The 20,652-nt window shown below is 59.3% G+C and carries 18 protein-coding genes; 3 read left to right on the forward strand and 15 right to left on the reverse strand.

Going from position 1 to position 20,652, the window contains the following annotated elements:
• Positions 1-20 precede the first annotated feature (20 nt).
• The 12 genes from P3C29_RS09750 to P3C29_RS09805 all read right to left on the reverse strand — a co-directional run bounded on the left by P3C29_RS09750 (position 21) and on the right by P3C29_RS09805 (position 14,355).
• The gene (locus P3C29_RS09750) at positions 21-695 is read right to left on the reverse strand and encodes an NADH-quinone oxidoreductase subunit B (protein ID WP_003219572.1); all 675 of its coding nucleotides are present in this window, start codon (positions 693-695) and stop codon (positions 21-23) included.
• A 10-nt stretch (positions 696-705) separates the two neighbouring features.
• Positions 706-1,119, reverse strand: a complete 414-nt coding sequence (locus P3C29_RS09755) for an NADH-quinone oxidoreductase subunit A (RefSeq protein ID WP_003219575.1) — start codon at positions 1,117-1,119, stop codon at positions 706-708.
• Positions 1,120-2,479: 1,360 nt separating this feature from the next.
• A complete protein-coding gene (aceA, locus tag P3C29_RS09760) occupies positions 2,480-3,805 on the reverse strand; it encodes an isocitrate lyase (RefSeq protein WP_003219577.1) in 1,326 nt (441 codons plus the stop codon).
• A 493-nt stretch (positions 3,806-4,298) separates the two neighbouring features.
• Positions 4,299-5,036 carry a secretin N-terminal domain-containing protein gene (locus P3C29_RS09765; protein WP_201124712.1) on the reverse strand — a complete coding sequence of 246 codons (738 nt, stop codon included), beginning with the start codon at positions 5,034-5,036 and terminating at the stop codon, positions 4,299-4,301.
• A 222-nt stretch (positions 5,037-5,258) separates the two neighbouring features.
• On the reverse strand, positions 5,259-5,681 hold the full coding sequence (locus P3C29_RS09770; protein ID WP_010172719.1) for a GNAT family N-acetyltransferase: 423 nt from the start codon (positions 5,679-5,681) through the stop codon (positions 5,259-5,261).
• Positions 5,674-6,840 (reverse strand): cupin domain-containing protein, encoded by a 1,167-nt coding sequence (locus P3C29_RS09775; RefSeq protein ID WP_003219582.1) that lies wholly within the window; start codon positions 6,838-6,840, stop codon positions 5,674-5,676. Before P3C29_RS09775 ends, P3C29_RS09770 begins: the two co-directional genes overlap by 8 nt.
• Before the next feature lie 84 nt (positions 6,841-6,924).
• Positions 6,925-8,295, reverse strand: a complete 1,371-nt coding sequence (purB, locus tag P3C29_RS09780; protein WP_010172717.1) for an adenylosuccinate lyase — start codon at positions 8,293-8,295, stop codon at positions 6,925-6,927.
• Between the two features lie 124 nt (positions 8,296-8,419).
• Positions 8,420-9,043 (reverse strand): high frequency lysogenization protein HflD, encoded by a 624-nt coding sequence (gene hflD / locus P3C29_RS09785; protein ID WP_010172715.1) that lies wholly within the window; start codon positions 9,041-9,043, stop codon positions 8,420-8,422.
• Positions 9,040-10,164 carry a tRNA 2-thiouridine(34) synthase MnmA gene (gene mnmA / locus P3C29_RS09790; protein ID WP_003219588.1) on the reverse strand — a complete coding sequence of 375 codons (1,125 nt, stop codon included), beginning with the start codon at positions 10,162-10,164 and terminating at the stop codon, positions 9,040-9,042. Before mnmA ends, hflD begins: the two co-directional genes overlap by 4 nt.
• A gap of 59 nt (positions 10,165-10,223) precedes the next feature.
• Entirely contained in the window at positions 10,224-10,670 is a 447-nt protein-coding gene (locus P3C29_RS09795) for an NUDIX hydrolase (protein WP_169389031.1), read from the reverse strand.
• Between the two features lie 69 nt (positions 10,671-10,739).
• A complete protein-coding gene (locus P3C29_RS09800; RefSeq protein WP_275964413.1) occupies positions 10,740-11,957 on the reverse strand; it encodes a serine hydrolase domain-containing protein in 1,218 nt (405 codons plus the stop codon).
• Between the two features lie 172 nt (positions 11,958-12,129).
• On the reverse strand, positions 12,130-14,355 hold the full coding sequence (locus tag P3C29_RS09805; protein ID WP_201124708.1) for an NADP-dependent isocitrate dehydrogenase: 2,226 nt from the start codon (positions 14,353-14,355) through the stop codon (positions 12,130-12,132).
• Positions 14,356-14,849: 494 nt separating this feature from the next.
• Here P3C29_RS09805 and icd point away from each other — a divergent pair, with 494 nt between their 5' ends.
• Complete coding sequence (icd, locus tag P3C29_RS09810) at positions 14,850-16,106, forward strand: NADP-dependent isocitrate dehydrogenase (protein ID WP_010172708.1); 1,257 nt, start codon at positions 14,850-14,852, stop codon at positions 16,104-16,106.
• Positions 16,107-16,151: 45 nt separating this feature from the next.
• Here icd and cspD read toward each other — a convergent pair whose 3' ends face one another.
• A complete protein-coding gene (cspD, locus tag P3C29_RS09815) occupies positions 16,152-16,442 on the reverse strand; it encodes a cold shock domain-containing protein CspD (protein ID WP_274610279.1) in 291 nt (96 codons plus the stop codon).
• A gap of 218 nt (positions 16,443-16,660) precedes the next feature.
• On the opposite strand from cspD, the gene clpS reads away from it, so the two are divergent.
• Both clpS and clpA read left to right on the forward strand, forming a co-directional pair.
• Positions 16,661-17,029: an ATP-dependent Clp protease adapter ClpS gene (gene clpS, locus P3C29_RS09820; RefSeq protein ID WP_003219604.1), complete on the forward strand. Its 369-nt coding sequence runs from the start codon at positions 16,661-16,663 to the stop codon at positions 17,027-17,029.
• A gap of 29 nt (positions 17,030-17,058) precedes the next feature.
• Entirely contained in the window at positions 17,059-19,329 is a 2,271-nt protein-coding gene (gene clpA / locus P3C29_RS09825; RefSeq protein WP_010172706.1) for an ATP-dependent Clp protease ATP-binding subunit ClpA, read from the forward strand.
• A gap of 258 nt (positions 19,330-19,587) precedes the next feature.
• Here clpA and infA read toward each other — a convergent pair whose 3' ends face one another.
• Together infA and P3C29_RS09835 are read right to left on the reverse strand one after the other, a co-directional pair.
• A complete protein-coding gene (gene infA, locus P3C29_RS09830) occupies positions 19,588-19,806 on the reverse strand; it encodes a translation initiation factor IF-1 (RefSeq protein ID WP_002553999.1) in 219 nt (72 codons plus the stop codon).
• Positions 19,807-19,906: 100 nt separating this feature from the next.
• The gene (locus P3C29_RS09835; RefSeq protein ID WP_275964414.1) at positions 19,907-20,614 is read right to left on the reverse strand and encodes an arginyltransferase; all 708 of its coding nucleotides are present in this window, start codon (positions 20,612-20,614) and stop codon (positions 19,907-19,909) included.
• Positions 20,615-20,652 lie beyond the last annotated feature (38 nt).

Consider the following 20,652-nt stretch of genomic DNA (forward strand, 5'->3'; position numbering starts at 1 on the left):
ATAAAAGAAGCGGTGCTGGATCAGACTTCGTCGGGGCTGCGCAGGTTGGTGACCTGAATACGCTGTTCGCGGCGCTGTTCCTTTTGTGACGGCATCTCGGCGCGGTATACGCCTTGATCTCCGACAACCCAGGAAAGTGGGCGACGCTCCTTGCCAATCGATTCCTGCAACAGCATCAAGCCTTGCAGAAATGCTTCAGGGCGGGGCGGGCAGCCAGGCACGTAGACGTCCACGGGCAGGAACTTGTCCACCCCCTGAACCACGGAGTAGATGTCGTACATGCCACCGGAGTTGGCGCACGAACCCATGGAGATAACCCACTTTGGCTCGAGCATTTGCTCGTAGAGACGCTGAATGATCGGCGCCATCTTGATAAAGCAGGTACCGGCGATAACCATGAAATCCGCCTGACGCGGCGAGGCCCGGATAACTTCGGCGCCAAAGCGCGCGATGTCGTGGGGCGCCGTGAAGGCGGTGGTCATTTCCACATAGCAGCAGGACAGACCGAAGTTGTACGGCCACAGGGAGTTTTTACGCCCCCAGTTGACCGCGCCACTCAGCACGTCTTCCAGCTTGCCCATGTAGATGTTTTTGTGGACTTGGTCTTCTAACGGGTCGGAAACGGTTTCCCGTTCGCCGATGGGGTACTGCTCGTTAGGAGCATCCGGGTCGATCCTGGTGAGATTGTATTGCATCGCCAAAGCCTCATTGTTTCAGCTTCGCTTGCCGCTTGCGACGAGCTTCCGGAGCCCAATCAAGGGCGCCCACTCGAAATAGGTAGACAAGGCCTGCCAACAGAATTGCTATGAAAACGAGGGCTTCGACGAATCCGGTCCAGCCGCTTTCGCGGACGGACACAGACCAGGCAAAGAGAAAAAGGGCTTCGATGTCGAAGATCACGAAGAGCATCGCGACCAGATAGAATTTGGCTGAGAGCCGCAAGCGGGCGCCACCTGTAGGTAGCATGCCGGACTCGAACGGTTCGTTTTTGCTGCGGCCCCAGGCTTTTGACCCGAGGAGGCTGGAGACACCGAGCATGAAGGCGCAAAGGCCGACAACACCGAGGAGGAAAATGGCAAAGCCCCAGTTGTGGGCCATGAGTCCTGTCGCTTCGGTCATGCTGGAAATCCTTAACAGAGAGCAAAGGTCTCTGAGCTCGAAAAAGTAACGATGCAGTGACGATATGTCGCAGCGCAATCAATCGCGGTGATTTTATGGCTAAACACCGGGCAAGTAAAATTCCTATAGCGAAATTATTCGATGGAATAAGGACATAGTGCACCTTCTTGGGGCTGTAGCCCTTGCGGGGCGGGCATTAGCGGGCATTTCACCAATTATGTTTTGTTTAAGCTGTAAAGAAGTTTTCATGCTCTAAATGATAATGAATATTGTTTGCGTGGGTTTTAAACAGCTGTTCGGGGTTTAACGGGGGAAGTTGCTGTTACTTGTGTGGGGGATGCTAGTTGGTAAAGCGGATCTTTTAACTGGTTTTGTAGGTGGGGGTACCGCTCTGGATCAATGTTTTGATCGAAAATTGGGGGTGGGGGTGGGTGTACATATCCGTTGTTGCGGTAACGGCGGCTTATGGTTCCGCTCTTACAGCGGCTCACTTTGGAAAAGCCCCAAAGTAAGCAAAGGGCTCTGCCCCGCCTGTCGGCACCTCGCTAAGGCTCGGTGTTCCCTCACTCCGGCGCTGCTCCGCGGGCCGCCGCGATGGGCCATCCTTGGCCCAGCGCGGCTAAACCGGCGTCCTGCCGGTTTACCCGCTCCGCACCACCTGCGTTCGGCCTCGGGCTTATTGGGGCAGTCAGATCAAAATCAAAAGCAAGAGCACAGCGGCCTACAGGCCGGCTTGAGTGGTAGAAGCCAGAGCAAAAGCCAAAGCAGAGCTGCTTTTCTGTAGGAGCCGGCTTGCCGGCGAAAAACCTGAGAACGCCGCGTTCATTCAGGACGCCAACGTCATCGTTAACGACCATCGCCGGCAAGCCAGCTCCTACAGGGGACCGCGCCCGCTTTAGATTTTGATTTTGCTTTTGCTCCACACCACTCAAGCCGGCCTGTAGGCCGCTGTGTTCTTGATCTGCTTTTGATCTTGATCTTAGGCGCCCCGTTAAACCACGCTGGCCGAACGCAGGTAGTACGGAGCGGGTAAACCGGCAGGACGCCGGTTTAGCCGCGACGGGGCAGGGACGCCCCGTCGCGGCGGCCCGCGGAGTAGTGCCGGAGGGCACACCGAGCCTGAGCGAGGTGCCGAGTGGTGGGGCAAGAGCCTTTTGGTTACTTTTGGGCTCCTTTCAAAAGTGACCCGCTGTAAGAGCGGAACCAATAGCAGCCTTAACCGCAAAAACGGATATGTACACAATCCACCTGCACGTTAAAAACGGCGCAAAAAAAACGCCCCGAACCAGTCGGGGCGTCAGATCGTGCGGCATTGCGGTTAGGTCTTCCTTGGGGCCGCAATGGCCGTGTACTCAGTGACTCAGTGGAACTGCTCTTCTTCAGTCGACCCAGTCAGTGCAGTCACAGACGAGGTACCGCCCTGGATCACGGTGGTCATGTCGTCGAAGTAGCCAGTGCCCACTTCCTGCTGGTGCGCCACAAAGGTGTAACCCTTGGCCGCGTCAGCGAACTCCTGCTCCTGCAGCTTCACGTAGGCAGTCATGTCGTTGCGGGCGTAGTCGTGCGCCAGGTTGAACATGCTGTGCCACATGTTGTGAATGCCGGCCAGCGTGATGAACTGGTGCTTGTAGCCCATGGCAGACAGTTCGCGCTGGAACTTGGCGATGGTCGCGTCGTCCAGGTTCTTCTTCCAGTTGAAGGAAGGCGAGCAGTTGTAGGACAGCAGTTGGTCCGGGTATTCCTTCTTGATTGCTTCAGCAAAGCGGCGAGCTTCGTCCAGGTCCGGCTTGGCGGTTTCGCACCAGATCAGGTCGGCGTACGGCGCGTAGGCCAGGCCGCGAGCGATCGCCTGGTCGAGACCGGCGCGCACTTTGTAGAAGCCTTCCTGAGTACGTTCGCCCGTCACGAACGGCTGGTCGTACGGGTCGCAATCCGAGGTCAGCAAGTCAGCCGCGTTGGCGTCGGTACGGGCCAGGATGATGGTCGGAGTCCCGGCCACGTCAGCCGCCAGACGAGCAGCAGTCAACTTTTGAACAGCTTCCTGGGTAGGCACCAGAACCTTGCCGCCCATGTGGCCGCATTTCTTCACCGAAGCCAGTTGGTCTTCGAAGTGAACGCCGGCAGCGCCTGCCTCGATCATGCTCTTCATCAGCTCGTAGGCGTTCAGTACGCCGCCGAAACCGGCTTCAGCGTCTGCAACGATCGGTGCGAAGTAGTCGATGTAGCCTTCGTCGCCCGGGCCTTTACCGGCTTTCCACTGGATCTGGTCAGCGCGGCGGAACGAGTTGTTGATGCGCTTGACCACGGTTGGTACGGAGTCCACCGGGTACAGCGATTGGTCGGGGTACATGGATTCAGCGGAGTTGTTGTCCGCTGCCACTTGCCAGCCGGACAGGTAGATCGCCTGGATACCGGCTTTTACCTGCTGAACCGCTTGGCCGCCAGTAAGGGCGCCCATGCAGTTGACGAAATCTTTTTCGGGACGGAAGGACGGCTTGGCACCCTGGGTGACCAGCTTCCACAGCTTCTCGGCGCCGAGTTTTGCAAAAGTGTGCTCAGGTTGAACCGAGCCACGCAGGCGGACGACGTCAGCAGCGGAATAAGCGCGGGTCACGCCTTTCCAGCGTGGGTTTTCAGCCCAGTCTTTTTCAAGGGCTGCAATTTGCTGTTCGCGTGTCAGTGCCATGGGGAAAAACCTCGTCGCATAGGTCTAGGTGGAAAATTCCATTTGCCAGCCACGTATCGGTGCGTGGTTATGGCTGCTCGCTGACCAGAAGCTTAGGCGGTCAAGTCAGGCTCGGCGGGGAAGGCGACGGGATGAACGATTGGCTCAAGGGGGAGTTGAGCAGGTAAGGGCGAACTGCGAACGGTCTTCGGGCGTCGTGGGCCTTTGTACGATCCATCAGTGTGTTGCCGGGTTACCTGGTTAGCTTCCGTCCCTCGGGACAACTTCGTTCCAGTCGCAACCTCGTCAAACACACCTTGTGGGCGGTACAGACACGAATCGGCTCAGGTGGGTGGCTTTGAGCGACGATCCGAAGGCCCTTGCCAGGGCCCCTGATTAGCGGGAGCGAGGCCATCATGCCCATGCTTTTTTGGATCGTCAAATGTTTTGTAGTGCTTTTTTTAAAGCACTACATCTTTAGTCTAATACGACTCGCCAGTCAGTTTTTGGTGCTTCAGTTCAGGGTGTCGACTTTGACCCGCAAGGTCAGGTCATCACGCCCCTGAGTAGAGTAGCTGCGGGTTGTAGTGCTTTTGTCGGCCTGAGTCTGGCGGTTGATTCCGGCCAGGGTGATCCACTCGCCCAGGCGTCCGCTGACGGTTGTGTCGGTACTTTGCACGTTCACTACATCGGGACGTTCCTGGCTCATGCGGTCACGATTGGTACTGATGCTCAGGTGCACGGTCTCTCCGGTGACGCTGGCGGTGACGTAGAAGCCCTGCGTCACGTTGCGATACTGGGTCTGGTTTTGCGGGCGACCGTAGGCATCGGGCTGGGTGGTGGTGAGCGGCACGCTCTGGCCGACCTGGATCAGCGCGGGCACACCTTCGCTGGCCTGGATCTGCTGGATCCCGCCGTCGCGGCTTTCAGTGCTGTAGGTGATCACCTGGGTTTGATTGTTGCCGTTGCTTTGCTGGTTGTTCTCGTTGGTGTCGACCGTGATCAGCAGGCGTTTGGACGGCGTGTCCAGTTGCGAGAGCAGGGCGCGCAGGCCCTGGATCTTGTCCGGCTCGGCATTCACGATCAGTTGGTTGCCGTAGGCGCTGACGGTGCCGTCCTTGCCGATGAAGTTCTGTGCCACGGGCAGCAGGTCGGCGCTGGTACGGTTGCTCAGGGGCACGACTTCGGTGGCGGCCATCACCGAGAAGCTGGTGGCCAGGAGCACAGTGGTGAGCAGGGTGCGTAGGGACATGTCCGTTATCTCTGCGAGTCATTTAGGCTAGATAGTGCCAGTTTGTCGGCTTTGTAGCCCGCAAGTTGAATCCTGGACGGCAAAAGGCCCTGGCATCGGTGGATGGCAGGGCCTTTTGGGGTGTTGCTGATACCGCTATCGCAGGCAAGCCAGCTCCCACATTTGGAATGCATTCTCCTGTGGGAGCTGGCTTGCCTGCGATGGGAGCGACTCGGTCTAAAGTCAGCCCTCGCGCACCATATCAACGTGAGGAATCCCGACTTCCAGGAACTCATCGCTGACAATCTTGAAGCCCAGGCGCTCGTAAAACGGCGCTGCATGGACTTGTGCACTGAGGATCTGCCGGGTCTGGCCGCGTTTCTCGGCCACGCCGATCACCGCTTCCATCAGCTTGTCGCCCACCTTCAGGCCGCGCCAGTCCTTGAGGACCGACACGCGCCCGATCTCGCCGGTGGGCAACAGGCGGGCGGTGCCGATGGGAAAATCGCCTTCGAACGCGAGGAAATGCACAGCCCCTGCGTCATCTGCATCCCATTCCAGCTCCGGTGGAACCGATTGTTCAGCGATAAATACCGCTTCACGAATGCGCCGTATCTCGGCGATATCCTTTTGCCAGTCCGCGACACTTACGTGAATCTTATTCATCGGCAAACCCCAGGCTCCCTTGCTTGACCAGTTCCCACAGCAGGGCGCAGCCATCTTCATCCGCCAGCCATGGGCCGAGGTTGTCGATGTGCAGGGCGTCGGCGGCGCACACCAGCTTCAGCAGTTCCCGCAGCTTGCCCGGCAACAGGCGGCTCTGGCCGCTGGCGAACAGCAGCAGGTCGTCGTCCACTTCGGACCAGGCCAGGCGGGCGCTCGGGTTGCGGATCAGCACGGCGCCGTTTTCCAGGCTGCCCAGCAGGTCTTCTTCTTCCACTTCCGGGCCGGCGACCAGTTCCGGGTAGCGCGGCTCGGTCATGAACTGGCCGAACCAGGTCAGCAGCATGCGCTCGTCGCTCATGTGCTCGGCCAGCAGGCTCTTCAGGCGGTCGAGGGCGTCGCCCTGGATCTGGTGCGGGTCGCTGACCGGCTGGGCATCGGCGTCGGTGTAGCGCTCTTCGTCCGTCAGGTACTGGCTGAGGAAGTCGGTGAAGTGGGTCAGCACTTCAGCCGCGCTCGGGGCGCGGAAGCCTACGGAGTAGGTCATGCAGTCATCGACGGCGACACCGCAGTGGGCCAGGCGTGGCGGCAGGTAGAGCATGTCGCCCGGTTCCAGCACCCATTCGGCGGTCTCTTCGAATTCGGCGAGGATGCGCAGGTCCGCGTGTTGCAGCAGCGGGCTTTCGGAGTTGCACATCTGGCCGATCTTCCAGTTGCGCTTGCCGGAACCCTGCAGCAGGAACACGTCGTAGTTGTCGAAGTGCGGACCGACGCTGCCACCGGGGGCGGCGTAGCTGATCATCACGTCGTCGATGCGCCAGCTTGGCAGGAAACGGAAGTTTTCCAGCAGTTCGGCCACTTCCGGCACGAACTGGTCGACGGCCTGCACCAGCAGGGTCCACTCGCGCTCGGGCAGGGTGCTAAAGGCATCTTCGGCGAACGGGCCGCGACGCAACTCCCACGGGCGTTCGCCGTGTTCAATGATCAGGCGCGACTCGACTTCTTCTTCCAGCGCCAGGCCGGCCAGCTCGTCGGCGTCGATCGGGCTTTCGAAATCAGGAATGGCCTGGCGGATCAGCAACGGTTTTTTCTGCCAGTAGTCGCGCAGGAACTCGCGTGCCGTGATGCCGCCCAGAAGTTGAAGAGGAATGTCAGGATTCATGTGTAACCTATTGAAAAAAAGCACTTTTCAGACGGGAATAAAAACGCCCGGCGCTGCCGGGCGTCTCAAAGGGTCAAGCAGCTATCAGATGCGTTTGGCTTGGGCCACAGCGTTGCCGATGTAGTTAGCCGGGGTGAGCTGTTTCAGCTCAGCCTTGGCGGCGGCTGGCATGTCCAGGCCGTCGATGAACGTTTGCAGGGCTTCGGAGGTGATGCCCTTGCCGCGGGTCAGCTCTTTGAGCTTCTCGTACGGGTTTTCAATGTTGTAGCGGCGCATCACGGTCTGGATCGGCTCGGCCAGGACTTCCCAGCAAGCGTCCAGGTCAGCGGCAATTTTCTGCGCGTTGAGCTCCAGTTTGCTGATGCCTTTGAGGCTGGCTTCGTACGCGATCACGCTATGAGCGAAGCCCACACCGAGGTTGCGCAGTACGGTGGAGTCGGTCAGGTCGCGCTGCCAGCGGGAGATCGGCAACTTGCTCGCCAGGTGCTGGAACAGGGCGTTGGCGATGCCGAGGTTGCCTTCGGAGTTTTCGAAGTCGATCGGGTTGACCTTGTGCGGCATGGTCGACGAACCGATTTCACCGGCAATGGTGCGCTGCTTGAAGTAGCCCAGGGAGATGTAGCCCCAGATATCGCGATCGAAGTCGATCAGGATGGTGTTGAAGCGCGCAATCGCGTCGAACAGCTCGGCGATGTAGTCGTGCGGTTCGATCTGCGTGGTGTAGGGGTTGAAGCCCAGGCCCAGCTCGTCTTCGATGAAGGCGCGGGCGTTTTCTTCCCAGTCGATTTCCGGGTAGGCCGACAGGTGAGCGTTGTAGTTGCCTACGGCGCCGTTGATCTTGCCCAGCAGCGGTACGGCCGCGACTTGAGCGATCTGACGCTCCAGGCGGTACACCACGTTGGCCAGTTCTTTACCCAGGGTGGTCGGCGAAGCCGGCTGGCCGTGGGTGCGCGACAGCATCGGCACGTCGGCGAAACGGATCGCCAGTTCGCGGATGGCGTCGGCGGTCTGGCGCATCAGTGGCAGCATCACGTCATCACGGCCTTCGCGCAGCATCAGGGCGTGGGACAGGTTGTTGATGTCCTCGCTGGTGCAGGCAAAGTGGATGAACTCGCTGACCTTGGCCAGTTCCGGCAGCTTGGCCGCTTGCTCTTTGAGCAGGTATTCGATGGCTTTTACGTCGTGGTTGGTGGTGCGCTCGATCTCTTTGACACGCTCGGCGTGCTCCAGAGAGAAGTTTTCCGCCAGGGTATTCAGCACAGCGTTGGCTTCGGCGGAGAACGCCGGCACTTCGCTGATGGCGGGGTGAGCGGCCAAGCGCTGGAGCCAGCGCACTTCAACCAGAACACGAGCACGGATCAGGCCGTATTCGCTGAAAATAGGGCGCAGGGCCTGGGTTTTGCCGGCGTAGCGGCCGTCAACAGGGGAAACCGCAGTGAGCGAAGAAAGCTGCATGGGGTGTTCTCGGACAGTCGGGCAACGAAATGGGGCGCGTATCATACATGAAAAAATCCGCCGGTCCGTTGCCAACTGACCGGCGTATTACGCGTGAGGCTATAAAAAAATCGGTTGCGGCGACTTATTCGTTGCGCATCAACGGGTAAAGCTCTTTAAGCAATTTGCGACGGCTGATCACCAGCTGCCAGCGATGACCGCCCAACTGGCGCCACAACCGCGCCGAACGAATACCGGCCAGGAGCAAGGCGCGGATTTTCGAGGCGTTGTTCGGTTGTTGCAGGTTGCGCATGTCGCCGTGCACCTGGATCCGCTGGCGCAAAGTGCTCAGGGTGTCCTGGTACAGGGCGCCACAGGCCGCGATCACGTTTTCGTGGGCCGGGCCGAAATGCTCGACCTGGGACTGGATCTGCGGCAGGCGCTTGCCGATGGTTTCCAGCAAATCGTCGCGCTTGGCCAATTGACGCTCCAGGCCGAGCATCGACAGGGCGTAGCGCAGTGGCTCGCGCTGCAAGGTGCTTGGGTCGCGCTCCAGGGCGCCGACCAGCGCGCGATAACCTTCACGCAGGGCCAGGTCGTCGCCGCCGTAGACTTCCAGGGTGTCCTTGGGGTCGCGGATCAGCAGGCTGCCGAGCATGCAGGTCAGGCCGGCTTCGGTGACCTGGCCGGTCTTGGCGATCTTGTCCACCAGCACCGCGGCGAGAAACACGCCGCCCAGTGCCGTCAGTTGCTCCTGGGTAGGGCTCATGCCTGGCTGCTCCAGGGTTCGGCAACTTCGATCACGCCGCCCCCCAGGCAAATCTCTCCGTCATAGAACACTACCGATTGGCCGGGCGTTACGGCGCGCTGCGGGTCGTCGAAGGTGGCGCGATAGCCGGTGGCGGTTTTTTCCAGGGTGCAGGGCTGGTCGCTCTGGCGATAGCGCACTTTGGCCGTGAGGCGGCGCGGGCTGCTCAGGTCGACCGGGTTGACCCAGTAGATGTCCGAGGCGAGCAGGGCGCGGGAGAACAACCATGGGTGGTCATTGCCCTGGCCGACGATCAACTCGTTGTGCTCCAGGTCCTTGACCAGCACGTACCACGGCTCTTCGCCGGCGTCTTTCAAGCCGCCGATGCCCAGGCCCTGACGCTGGCCGATGGTGTGGTACATCAAGCCGTGGTGACGGCCGATGATTTCGCCTTCGGTGGTCTTGATCTCACCCGGTTGCGCCGGCAGGTATTGCTTGAGGAAGTCGCTGAAACGGCGCTCGCCGATAAAGCAGATCCCGGTGGAATCCTTCTTCTTGGCGGTGGCCAGGCCGTGTTTCTCGGCAATCGCGCGCACTTCGGGTTTTTCCAGCTCGCCCACCGGGAACAGGGTCTTGGCGATCTGTTCGCCGCCAACGGCGTGCAGGAAATAGCTCTGGTCCTTGTTGGCGTCCAGGCCCTTGAGCAATTCGGTACGGCCATCGATATCGCGACGGCGCACGTAGTGGCCAGTGGCAATCAGGTCGGCACCGAGGATCATTGCGTAGTCGAGGAACGCCTTGAACTTGATCTCGCGGTTACACAGGATGTCCGGGTTCGGCGTGCGACCGGCCTTGTATTCGGCCAGGAAGTGCTCGAACACGTTGTCCCAGTACTCGGCGGCGAAGTTGGCGGTGTGCAGCTTGATGCCGATTTTGTCACAGACGGCCTGGGCATCCGCCAGGTCGTCCATGGCGGTGCAATATTCCGTTCCATCGTCTTCTTCCCAGTTCTTCATGAACAGGCCTTCCACCTCATAACCCTGCTCCATGAGCAGAACGGCGGAAACGGAAGAATCCACGCCGCCGGACATGCCGACGATGACGCGCTTCTTTTGTGTGTCAGAAGGGGCTGGATCACGCATAGGATTTCAACGGGTGTCTTTAAAAAGGACGCGATTCTAGCAGGCTCGCGTCTGCAAGGCTAAAGAGAAGGGCGGATCAATTCGAGGCTGTGGCGTTGGCCGGCCAGATAATCGTCGATGCAGCGGATAATCAGCTCGCTGCGCCAGTCCTCGCGCAGGGCCATCAATTCGTCGCGGGTCAGCCAGCGGGCGCGCACGATGCCGTCGTCCAATTGATAGTCCGGGTGGTGTTTCAGGGCCTTGGCGGTGAAGCACACCCGCTGATACGTCACGCCGTTGCTGGGGGCGGTGTACAGGTAAATCCCGACGATCCCGGTGGCTTCGACGTCCCAGCCGGTTTCTTCGAGGGTTTCGCGCACGGCGGCCTCGGTCAGGGTTTCGTTCGGGTCGAGGTGCCCGGCGGGCTGGTTGAGCACGGCGCGGCCGCCCTTGAGTTCTTCGACCATCAGGAAGCGGCCGTTGTCTTCGACGATGGTGGCGACGGTGATGTGGGGTAGCCAGGTCATGGGGCGTCTCGCAGAGCTGATAACAGAGGGGCATCATACAGGGGCGCCCGCCGAGGGCGCCCCTGCCGGTTACTTAGCGGCTTTGGTAATGGCGTCGAAGGCGACCATGTCGTCAATCACTTCGCCGCCGGTGGCCTTGGTTTGCGCTTGCCATACGACGATCACCACGTTTTGCGTGGGATTGATGTAGACAAACTGGCCGAAAATCCCGGCAGCCGTGAAGGCTTTGTCTGCCTTGGAGGCGGCGGTCCAGGCGGGCCACCACATGGAGGCGAAGTCGCCGTACGCCGGGTCGGTGCCGGTGGTGGCGCTGGCGAAGCTCATCCAGCCTTTGGGTAGCACCTGTTTGTCGCCGGCTTTGCCGCCACTGAGTACGAATTGCCCGAAGCGTCCGTAATCTTCGAGCGTTGCGCTGATGCCGCTGCCGCCCACCTCGTTGCCATTGGGGCCGTCGAGCCACCAGTTGGCGTCGGTTTGCATGCCGTACGGCGCCCAGATTTTCTCGCTCAGGTAGTTCGCCAGTGGCTTGCCCACGGCGGCGCTCACCAGTTGGCCCAGCACTTGTGTCTCTCCGGTGCTGTAGTTGGTGCGGGTGCCGGGCGGCGCGGCGCTGGGCAGGCTAGCCATGAACTTGAGGGCGGAACCGGGCACTTGTTCGGTTTGCAGCTTGAGCATCATGCGCCGGTCTGACGTCGGGTCAGCGTATTTCTCACTCCATTTGACCCCGGAGCGCATCGCCAGCACCTGGCGAACGGTGGCCTGGTCGTAACCGCTGCCGGCGAGTGCGGGCAAGTAGTGGGTGACTTTGTCATCAAGGCTTTTGATCGAGCCGTCCTGCAGTGCGGCGCCCACGAGGGTCGAGGTAATCGACTTGGCCACTGACATCGACATCCATCGGGTGTCTGGCGTGTTGCCCTTTTCGTAGCGTTCAGTAACGACCTGGCCGTTCTTGATCACCAGCAGGCCTGTTACCCGGTTGAGGGTGACGTAATCGTCAAGGCTATAGCGTTTGCCTTCATAGTCGAATGCCACCGGGCCCAGCGGCTGGCTGCTGCGTGGCAGTGGAAACGGGTGACCACCGGCCTTGATGGTGCGTACCGGGAACAGTCGATCGATATTGCGGAAGGTGCTGACGGCGGCTTGTTCGCTGAGCTTGCCGTCGTACATGGTTTGTACGTCGCCGATCGGTTCCTGAGCGTGCGGGTAGGGGCTTGAAGTGCCTGCGCAGGCCGTCAGCAAGGCCAGTGCCGAGGAGCAGGTCAGTACCTGTAGGAGGTTTCTTGGCATGGGAACGTCCTTATTTATTGTTTTTCGAGGGGTGGAACAATAAGAAGACAAAGCAAGGACTGCGCCCGTTCCTGAAAAGCAGGCAAAAAAAATCCGGAATCCTTTCGAATTCCGGATTTTCCTGTCGCACAAGGATTAGCTAGCGATCCTCATGCGGCGGCACCGTAAAGCATCAAACCAGCGCAGCAATTGCCGCGTTGAGGGTGTTGCTTGGGCGCATGGCTTTGCTGGTCAGCTCCGGGTTCGGCGCGTAGTAGCCGCCGATGTCCACTGGCTTGCCCTGGACGGCGTTGAGTTCGGCAACGATGGTCGCCTCGTTCGCGGTCAGGGTTTTGGCCAGTTCGCCAAACTGCGCTTGCAGTGCAGTGTCTTCGGTCTGGGCAGCCAGGGCTTGAGCCCAGTACAGCGCCAGGTAGAAGTGGCTGCCGCGGTTGTCGATGTTGCCGACTTTGCGCGATGGCGACTTGTTGTTGTCGAGGAACTGGCCGGTGGCCTGGTCCAGGGTCTTGGACAGCACCAGGGCTTTCGGGTTGTTGTAAGTCACACCCAAATGCTCGAGGGAGGCTGCCAGGGCCAGGAACTCGCCCAGGGAATCCCAGCGCAGGAAGTTCTCTTCAACCAGTTGCTGCACGTGCTTCGGAGCCGAACCGCCGGCGCCGGTTTCGAACAGGCCGCCACCGTTCATCAGCGGCACGATCGACAGCATCTTGGCGCTGGTGCCCAGCTCCATGATCGGGAACAGGTCGGTCAGGTAGTCGCGCAGTACGTTGCCGGTCACCGAGATGGTGTCCAGGCCCTTGCGGGTGCGCTCCAGGGTGAACTTCATCGCGTCGACTGGCGACATGATGCGGATGTCCAGGCCTTCGGTGTTGTGGTCTTTCAGGTAAGCCTGAACTTTCTCGACCACGACGCCGTCGTGAGCGCGCTGTGGGTCCAGCCAGAAGATGGCCGGGGTGTTGCTGGCGCGGGCGCGGTTGACGGCCAGTTTGACCCAGTCCTGGATCGGCGCGTCTTTGGTCTGGCACATGCGGAAGATGTCGCCGGCTTCAACAGCCTGTTCCATCAGCAGGTTGCCCTTGCTGTCGGTGACGCGGACTACGCCGTCAGCCTTGATCTGGAAGGTCTTGTCGTGGGAGCCGTACTCTTCGGCTTTCTTCGCCATCAGGCCAACGTTTGGCACGCTGCCCATGGTGGTTGGGTCGAAGGCGCCATTGGCCTTGCAGTCTTCGATCACTGCCTGGTAGATGGTGGCGTAGCAGCGATCCGGGATCACGGCCTTGGTGTCGTGCAACTGGCCGTCGGTGCCCCACATTTTGCCGGAGTCACGGATCATCGCAGGCATCGATGCGTCGACGATGACGTCGCTCGGTACGTGCAGGTTGGTGATGCCTTTGTCCGAGTTGACCATGGCCAGGGACGGACGAGCGGCGTACACCGCCTGGATGTCGGCTTCGATCTGCGCTTGCTGATCGGCCGGCAGCGCCTTGATGCGAGCGTACAGGTCGCCGATGCCGTTGTTCAGGTTGAAGCCGATCTGTTCCAGCACGACAGCGTGCTTGGCCAGTGCGTCTTTATAGAACTCGGCAACGATCTGGCCGAACATGATCGGGTCGGAGACCTTCATCATGGTGGCTTTCAGGTGAACCGACAGCAGTACGCCTTGTTTCTTGGCGTCTTCGATTTCAGCGGCGATGAAGCTGCGCAGGGCTTTCTTGCTCAGTACGGCGCTGTCGATGATCTCGCCAGCTTGTACGCTGGTTTTTTCTTTCAGGACGGTAGCGGTACCGTCCTTGGCGATCAGTTCGATTTTCACGGCATCAGCGGTTTCGATCTGTACGGCTTTCTCGCTGCCGTAGAAGTCGCCATTGCTCATGTGGGCCACGTGGGACTTGGAGTCCGCAGCCCAGGCGCCCATCTTGTGCGGGTGCTTGCGTGCGTAGTTCTTGACCGACAGCGGTGCGCGGCGGTCGGAGTTGCCTTCGCGCAGTACCGGGTTCACGGCGCTGCCCTTGACCTTGTCGTAACGTGCACGGGTTTCTTTTTCCGCGTCGGTGGTTACGGTTTCCGGGTAGTCCGGCAGGGCGTAGCCCTGGGCCTGCAGTTCCTTGATCGCAGCTTGCAGCTGAGGGGTCGAGGCACTGATGTTCGGCAGCTTGATGATGTTGGCTTCAGGCGTAACGGCCAGGTCGCCCAGTTCGGCGAGGTGGTCCGGGATAGCCTTGGGGCCCAGTTGCTCGGGGAAGCTTGCGAGGATGCGCGCGGCCAGGGAAATGTCGCGGGTTTCCACGGCAATATCAGCGGAAGCGGTGAAGGCCTCTACGATAGGCAGCAGTGAATAGGTGGCGAGGGCTGGGGCTTCGTCGGTGAAGGTGTAGATGATCTTCGAGCGGGTGGGCATATTCGGATTAACTCTCTTCTTTGCTGAAAGCATGCGCAGAAACTCGAGATGCGCCGGGTAAAGCGCGTTCGTTCAAAGTCATCCATGAGCGAAATGTCGAAGTTTCTTCGCGGTGATGTTGGGTTGCATCAGTCGAGCGTCAAGCGGGTGAACTACTGTAGTAGCTCGGCTTTTCTGGCGGAGGGCGTCTGTCTAGAGCGGTCGGCCGTCGTGACTCTTTGGTCAGCGGCGGCATTATACATAGGTCGCTATGCTTACGCCGAGCCTTCATACAAAAGGTGTGTCGTCCATTGGTCTAAAGGTCGCAGGCAGCGGGTTACGCCGAAAGTCGCATGATGTGCTCAAGATTGGCGCTTTTCCCTTTGCTTTCAAGCTTGTAGGCCGCTAAATGTGCTGTTTTCGACGCAAATGTGCAGGGCCTGAGGTTTCAGTCCTCATTTATCTGGAGTAGGCTCGAACGCAGCCAGATGTTCAATCCATAGATGGAGTTCAGCATGGGATACAAGAAGATTCAGGTTCCGGCAGTCGGCGACAAAATCACCGTCAATGCAGACCATTCTCTCAATGTTCCTGACAACCCGATCATCCCCTTCATTGAAGGTGACGGTATTGGCGTCGACATCAGCCCGGTGATGATCAAGGTGGTCGATGCAGCTGTTAACAAGGCTTATGGCGGCAAGCGCAAAATCTCCTGGATGGAGGTTTATGCCGGCGAAAAGGCCACTCAGGTTTACGACCAGGACACCTGGCTGCCCCAGGAAACCCTGGATGCGGTCAAGGATTACGTGGTGTCCATCAAGGGCCCGCTGACCACCCCTGTCGGTGGCGGCATCCGTTCGCTGAACGTGGCCCTGCGCCAACAACTCGACCTTTATGTGTGCCTGCGCCCGGTGCGCTGGTTTGAAGGCGTGCCAAGCCCGGTCAAGAAGCCTGGCGATGTGGACATGACCATCTTCCGGGAGAACTCCGAGGACATCTACGCCGGCATCGAGTGGAAGGCGGGCTCCCCGGAAGCGATCAAGGTCATCAAGTTCCTGAAGGAAGAGATGGGCGTCACCAAGATTCGTTTCGACCAGAACTGCGGGATCGGCGTCAAGCCGGTGTCCCTGGAAGGCACCAAGCGCCTGGCACGCAAGGCCTTGCAGTATGTCGTGGATAACGACCGCGACTCGCTGACCATCGTGCACAAAGGCAACATCATGAAGTTCACCGAAGGTGCCTTCAAGGAATGGGCCTATGAAGTGGCGGCCGAAGAATTCGGCGCGACCCTGCTGGACGGCGGGCCGTGGATGCAATTCAAGAACCCGCGTACCGGCAAGAACGTGGTGGTCAAGGACGCGATTGCGGACGCCATGCTCCAGCAGATCCTGCTGCGTCCGGCCGAATATGACGTGATCGCCACCCTTAACCTTAATGGTGACTACCTGTCTGACGCCCTGGCGGCGGAAGTGGGCGGTATCGGTATCGCACCGGGCGCCAACCTGTCCGACACCGTGGCAATGTTCGAAGCCACCCACGGTACCGCGCCGAAGTATGCCGGCAAGGACCAGGTCAACCCGGGTTCGCTGATCCTGTCAGCGGAAATGATGTTGCGTCACATGGGCTGGACCGAAGCGGCCGACCTGATCATCAAGGGCACCAATGGTGCGATTTCTGCCAAGACCGTGACCTATGACTTCCATCGCCTGATGGACGGCGCGAAGCTGCTGTCTTCGTCGGCGTTCGGGGATGCGCTGATTTCGCACATGTAGGCTGATACGCGGGCACAAAAAAACCGGCCCTGAGGCCGGTTTTTTTTAGAGCGTTTGCTCAGCGGCTGATCGGGCCGGCTGTTTTTTTGGTTTTTGAGCGACGTCTTCTTTAGGTGTGCTGGCGCTGACGGGAGCACCGATATTCACTGCATGCAGGCCTTTGGGTCCCTGAATGATCTCGAAGGAAACCGCTTGCCCTGCTTTCAGTGTCTTGTAGCCATCCATCTGGATAGCCGAGTAATGCGCAAAAAGGTCTTCTTCCTTGCCGTCTTCAACCACGAAGCCGTAACCCTTGGCATTGTTGAACCACTTGACCTTACCGCTTGCCATGCCCATATCCCTCTGCACCAGACTCCATCACTGGAGTATCATCCAGTTTATCCGTCCTAACCCGAATAAATAAGGTTGACTGCGCGGACCTTTTTTACCCACTGTGGGTTCTATTGGTTGTAACACTGATTTGCCGATAGTCAAGGCGACCAGTCGGTCAGAGTTGAAAATCTGACAGGCCGCCCCCACCACTGTATTTGAACCACTGACGAACCTTTCTTTCCATGCATGCAATCAGCCAGATTCGACTAACATTCAATCAGGATCGCCCGGATCATCAAGAGGACGACGACGGTTCTGCAGGCATTGCTGTTCAGGAGGCCAAGCCTGCTTTACAGGCGCCGCCGATGTACAAGGTGGTTTTGTTCAATGATGACTACACACCGATGGATTTCGTCGTCGAAGTGCTCGAGGTGTTTTTTAACCTGAACCGCGAGTTGGCGACCAAGGTAATGCTGGCCGTTCACACAGAAGGACGGGCAGTATGTGGAGTGTTTACCCGCGACATCGCCGAGACAAAGGCCATGCAGGTCAACCAGTACGCCAGGGAAAGCCAGCATCCGCTACTCTGTGAAATCGAGAAGGACGGTTAACTCCGACCACTTGGGTATGAGGTGAAGCTATGTTAAACCGCGAGCTCGAAGTCACCCTCAATCTTGCCTTCAAGGAGGCCCGTTCGAAGCGTCATGAATTCATGACCGTCGAGCACCTGCTGCTGGCACTTTTGGATAACGAAGCTGCCGCCACCGTACTGCGTGCGTGTGGTGCCAATCTCGACAAACTCAAGCATGACCTGCAGGAGTTTATCGACTCCACCACGCCGTTGATCCCCGTTCATGACGAGGACCGCGAGACCCAGCCAACCCTGGGCTTCCAGCGGGTACTGCAGCGTGCCGTTTTCCACGTACAGAGCTCCGGCAAGCGCGAAGTCACAGGGGCCAACGTGCTCGTGGCGATCTTCAGCGAGCAGGAAAGCCAGGCTGTGTTCCTGCTCAAGCAGCAAAGCGTTGCCCGTATTGATGTCGTCAACTACATCGCCCATGGCATTTCCAAAGTGCCAGGGCATGGCGATCACTCAGAAGGTGAGCAGGATATGCAGGATGACGAGGGCGGTGAGTCTTCTTCTTCGAGCAACCCGCTGGATGCTTATGCCAGCAACCTCAACGAACTGGCGCGCCAGGGGCGGATCGATCCGCTGGTAGGGCGTGAGCTGGAAGTTGAGCGCGTGGCGCAGATCCTGGCGCGTCGTCGCAAAAACAACCCGCTGTTGGTCGGTGAGGCAGGCGTGGGTAAAACCGCGATTGCCGAAGGCCTGGCCAAACGCATCGTTGATAATCAGGTGCCAGACCTGCTGGCCAACAGCGTCGTCTACTCCCTTGACCTGGGTGCGTTGCTCGCCGGGACCAAGTACCGTGGCGACTTCGAGAAGCGCTTCAAGGCGTTGCTCGGCGAGCTGAAAAAACGCCCGCAGGCAATCCTGTTCATTGACGAAATCCACACCATTATCGGTGCCGGTGCTGCTTCCGGTGGCGTGATGGATGCTTCGAACCTGCTCAAGCCGCTGCTGTCTTCGGGTGATATCCGTTGCATCGGTTCGACCACGTTCCAGGAGTTCCGCGGGATCTTCGAAAAAGACCGTGCCCTGGCGCGCCGCTTCCAGAAAGTCGACGTGTCCGAGCCTTCGGTTGAAGACACCATCGGCATCCTGCGCGGGCTCAAGGGGCGTTTCGAAGCGCACCACGGTATCGAGTACACCGATGAAGCGCTGCGCGCAGCCGCCGAGCTGGCGTCGCGCTACATCAATGACCGGCACATGCCGGACAAGGCCATCGACGTAATCGACGAAGCGGGTGCCTACCAGCGCCTGCAACCGGTCGAGAAGCGTGTGAAGCGCATCGACGTGCCACAGGTCGAGGACATCGTGGCGAAGATTGCGCGGATTCCGCCAAAACACGTCAACACTTCCGACAGGGAGCTGCTGCGTAACCTGGAGCGCGACCTCAAGCTGACCGTGTTTGGTCAGGATGCGGCCATCGACTCGCTGTCCACCGCGATCAAGTTGTCCCGTGCGGGCCTCAAGTCGCCGGACAAGCCGGTCGGTTCGTTCCTGTTCGCCGGCCCTACCGGTGTCGGCAAGACCGAAGCCGCGCGGCAACTGGCGAAGGCCATGGGCATCGAGCTGGTGCGTTTCGACATGTCCGAGTACATGGAGCGTCACACCGTGTCGCGCCTGATCGGTGCGCCTCCGGGCTATGTCGGCTTCGACCAGGGTGGCCTGTTGACCGAGGCGATTACCAAGCAGCCACATTGCGTGCTGTTGCTCGATGAAATCGAGAAGGCGCACCCGGAAGTCTTCAACCTGCTGTTGCAGGTGATGGACCACGGTACCCTGACCGACAACAACGGGCGCAAAGCGGACTTCCGCAACGTGATCGTGATCATGACCACCAACGCCGGTGCCGAAACGGCCGCGCGGGCTTCCATTGGCTTTACTCATCAGGATCACTCTTCCGACGCCATGGAAGTGATCAAGAAGAGCTTCACGCCGGAATTCCGCAACCGCCTGGACACCATTATCCAGTTTGGTCGCCTCAGCCATGAGGTCATCAAAAGCGTGGTGGACAAGTTCCTCACCGAGCTTCAGGCGCAGTTGGAAGACAAGCGCGTGCAGCTGGAGGTTACGGATGCGGCGCGCAACTGGCTGGCGGAAGGTGGCTACGACGCGGCAATGGGCGCTCGGCCAATGGCTCGCCTGATCCAGGACAAGATCAAGCGCCCACTGGCGGAAGAGATCCTGTTCGGCGAACTGGCAGACCATGGTGGCGTGGTGCATATCGATCTGAAGGACGGCGAGCTGACCTTCGATTTCGAAACCACGGCTGAAATGGCCTGATAGCTGACTGCAACAAAGCAAAAGGCGCCGAGAGGCGCCTTTTTGCTATCTGGATAAATGGGTGGGTCGAAACCTATCGACCGGTGAAGATCAACTGTAGGAGCTGGCTTGCCTGCGATGGCAGTGGGCCAGTCAAGCATGCAGTAACTGACAGACCGCTATCGCAGGCAAGCCAGCTTCCACAGGGTCATGTGGCGACTGTTAAATGGCGCGCACACAAAAACGCCCGGCATAACCGGGCGTCTTGTATTGACTTGATTAACGGGCGCGGTAAGTGATGCGCCCTTTGCTCAAGTCATAGGGCGTCAGTTCGACGCGCACTTTGTCACCGGTAAGAATACGAATGTAGTTCTTGCGCATCTTGCCGGAGATATGCGCGGTTACGACGTGCCCATTTTCCAACTCCACACGAAACATGGTGTTGGGCAGGGTGTCGACGACAGTGCCTTCCATTTCGAAGCTGTCTTCTTTCGACATGCAGTAAAGCCCTCGGTATCCAGTGAATGGCCCGGTGCAACTGCGCCAGGCAAAAGCGGCGTGCATTGTGCCCGAAAAAGGGTGTTTAAGCCAAGAGGTTCTAGTTCAAGGTGACCCATCTTTGGTTAATTAGCAGTTCTATGGGCCGATATTGGGTCTTGTAGTTCATCTTTTTGCAGTTTTTGATCCAGTATCCGAGGTACACCGCCTCCAATTCCATGCGCAAGGCCTCGCCGATTTGCCACAGGATCGCAAAGCGCCCCAGGCTGCGACGCTCCTCACGAGGCTCGTAAAAGGTGTAGACCGCCGACAGGCCATTGGGCAGCAGGTCGGTGACGGCGACCGCGACCAGCCGCCCGTCGAGCCGAAACTCGTAGAAACGCGAGAAGGGCAGGTCGCGCACCAGGAACGTGGAAAACTGGTCACGGCTGGGCGGGAACATGTCGCCGTCGGCGTGGCGCTGTTCGATGTAGCGTTGGTAAAGGTCGAAGTATTCTTCACTGAAGCCTGGTTTGGCGGCGGTGACGGTCAAGTCGGCATTGCGCTTGAGAATGCGTTTCTGATTGCGGTCGGGCAGGAACTGCGTCACCGGGATCCGCGCCGGTACGCAGGCGTTGCAGTTCTGGCAGTGGGGCCGGTAAAGGTGGTCGCCGCTGCGCCGGAAGCCCATCTCCGACAAATCGGCATACACATGCACGTCCATCGGCTGGCTGGGGTCGAGGAACAGCGTGGTGGCCTGCTCATCGGGCAGATAGCTGCAAGAGTGGGGTTGAGTGGCATAAAACTTCAAACGCGCCAGCTCGGTCATGATCAACCCTCGGATAAGCTTTGAAATAAGTGTAAGCC

This window comes from Pseudomonas sp. 1912-s (genome assembly GCF_029269205.1).
Classification (GTDB): domain Bacteria; phylum Pseudomonadota; class Gammaproteobacteria; order Pseudomonadales; family Pseudomonadaceae; genus Aquipseudomonas.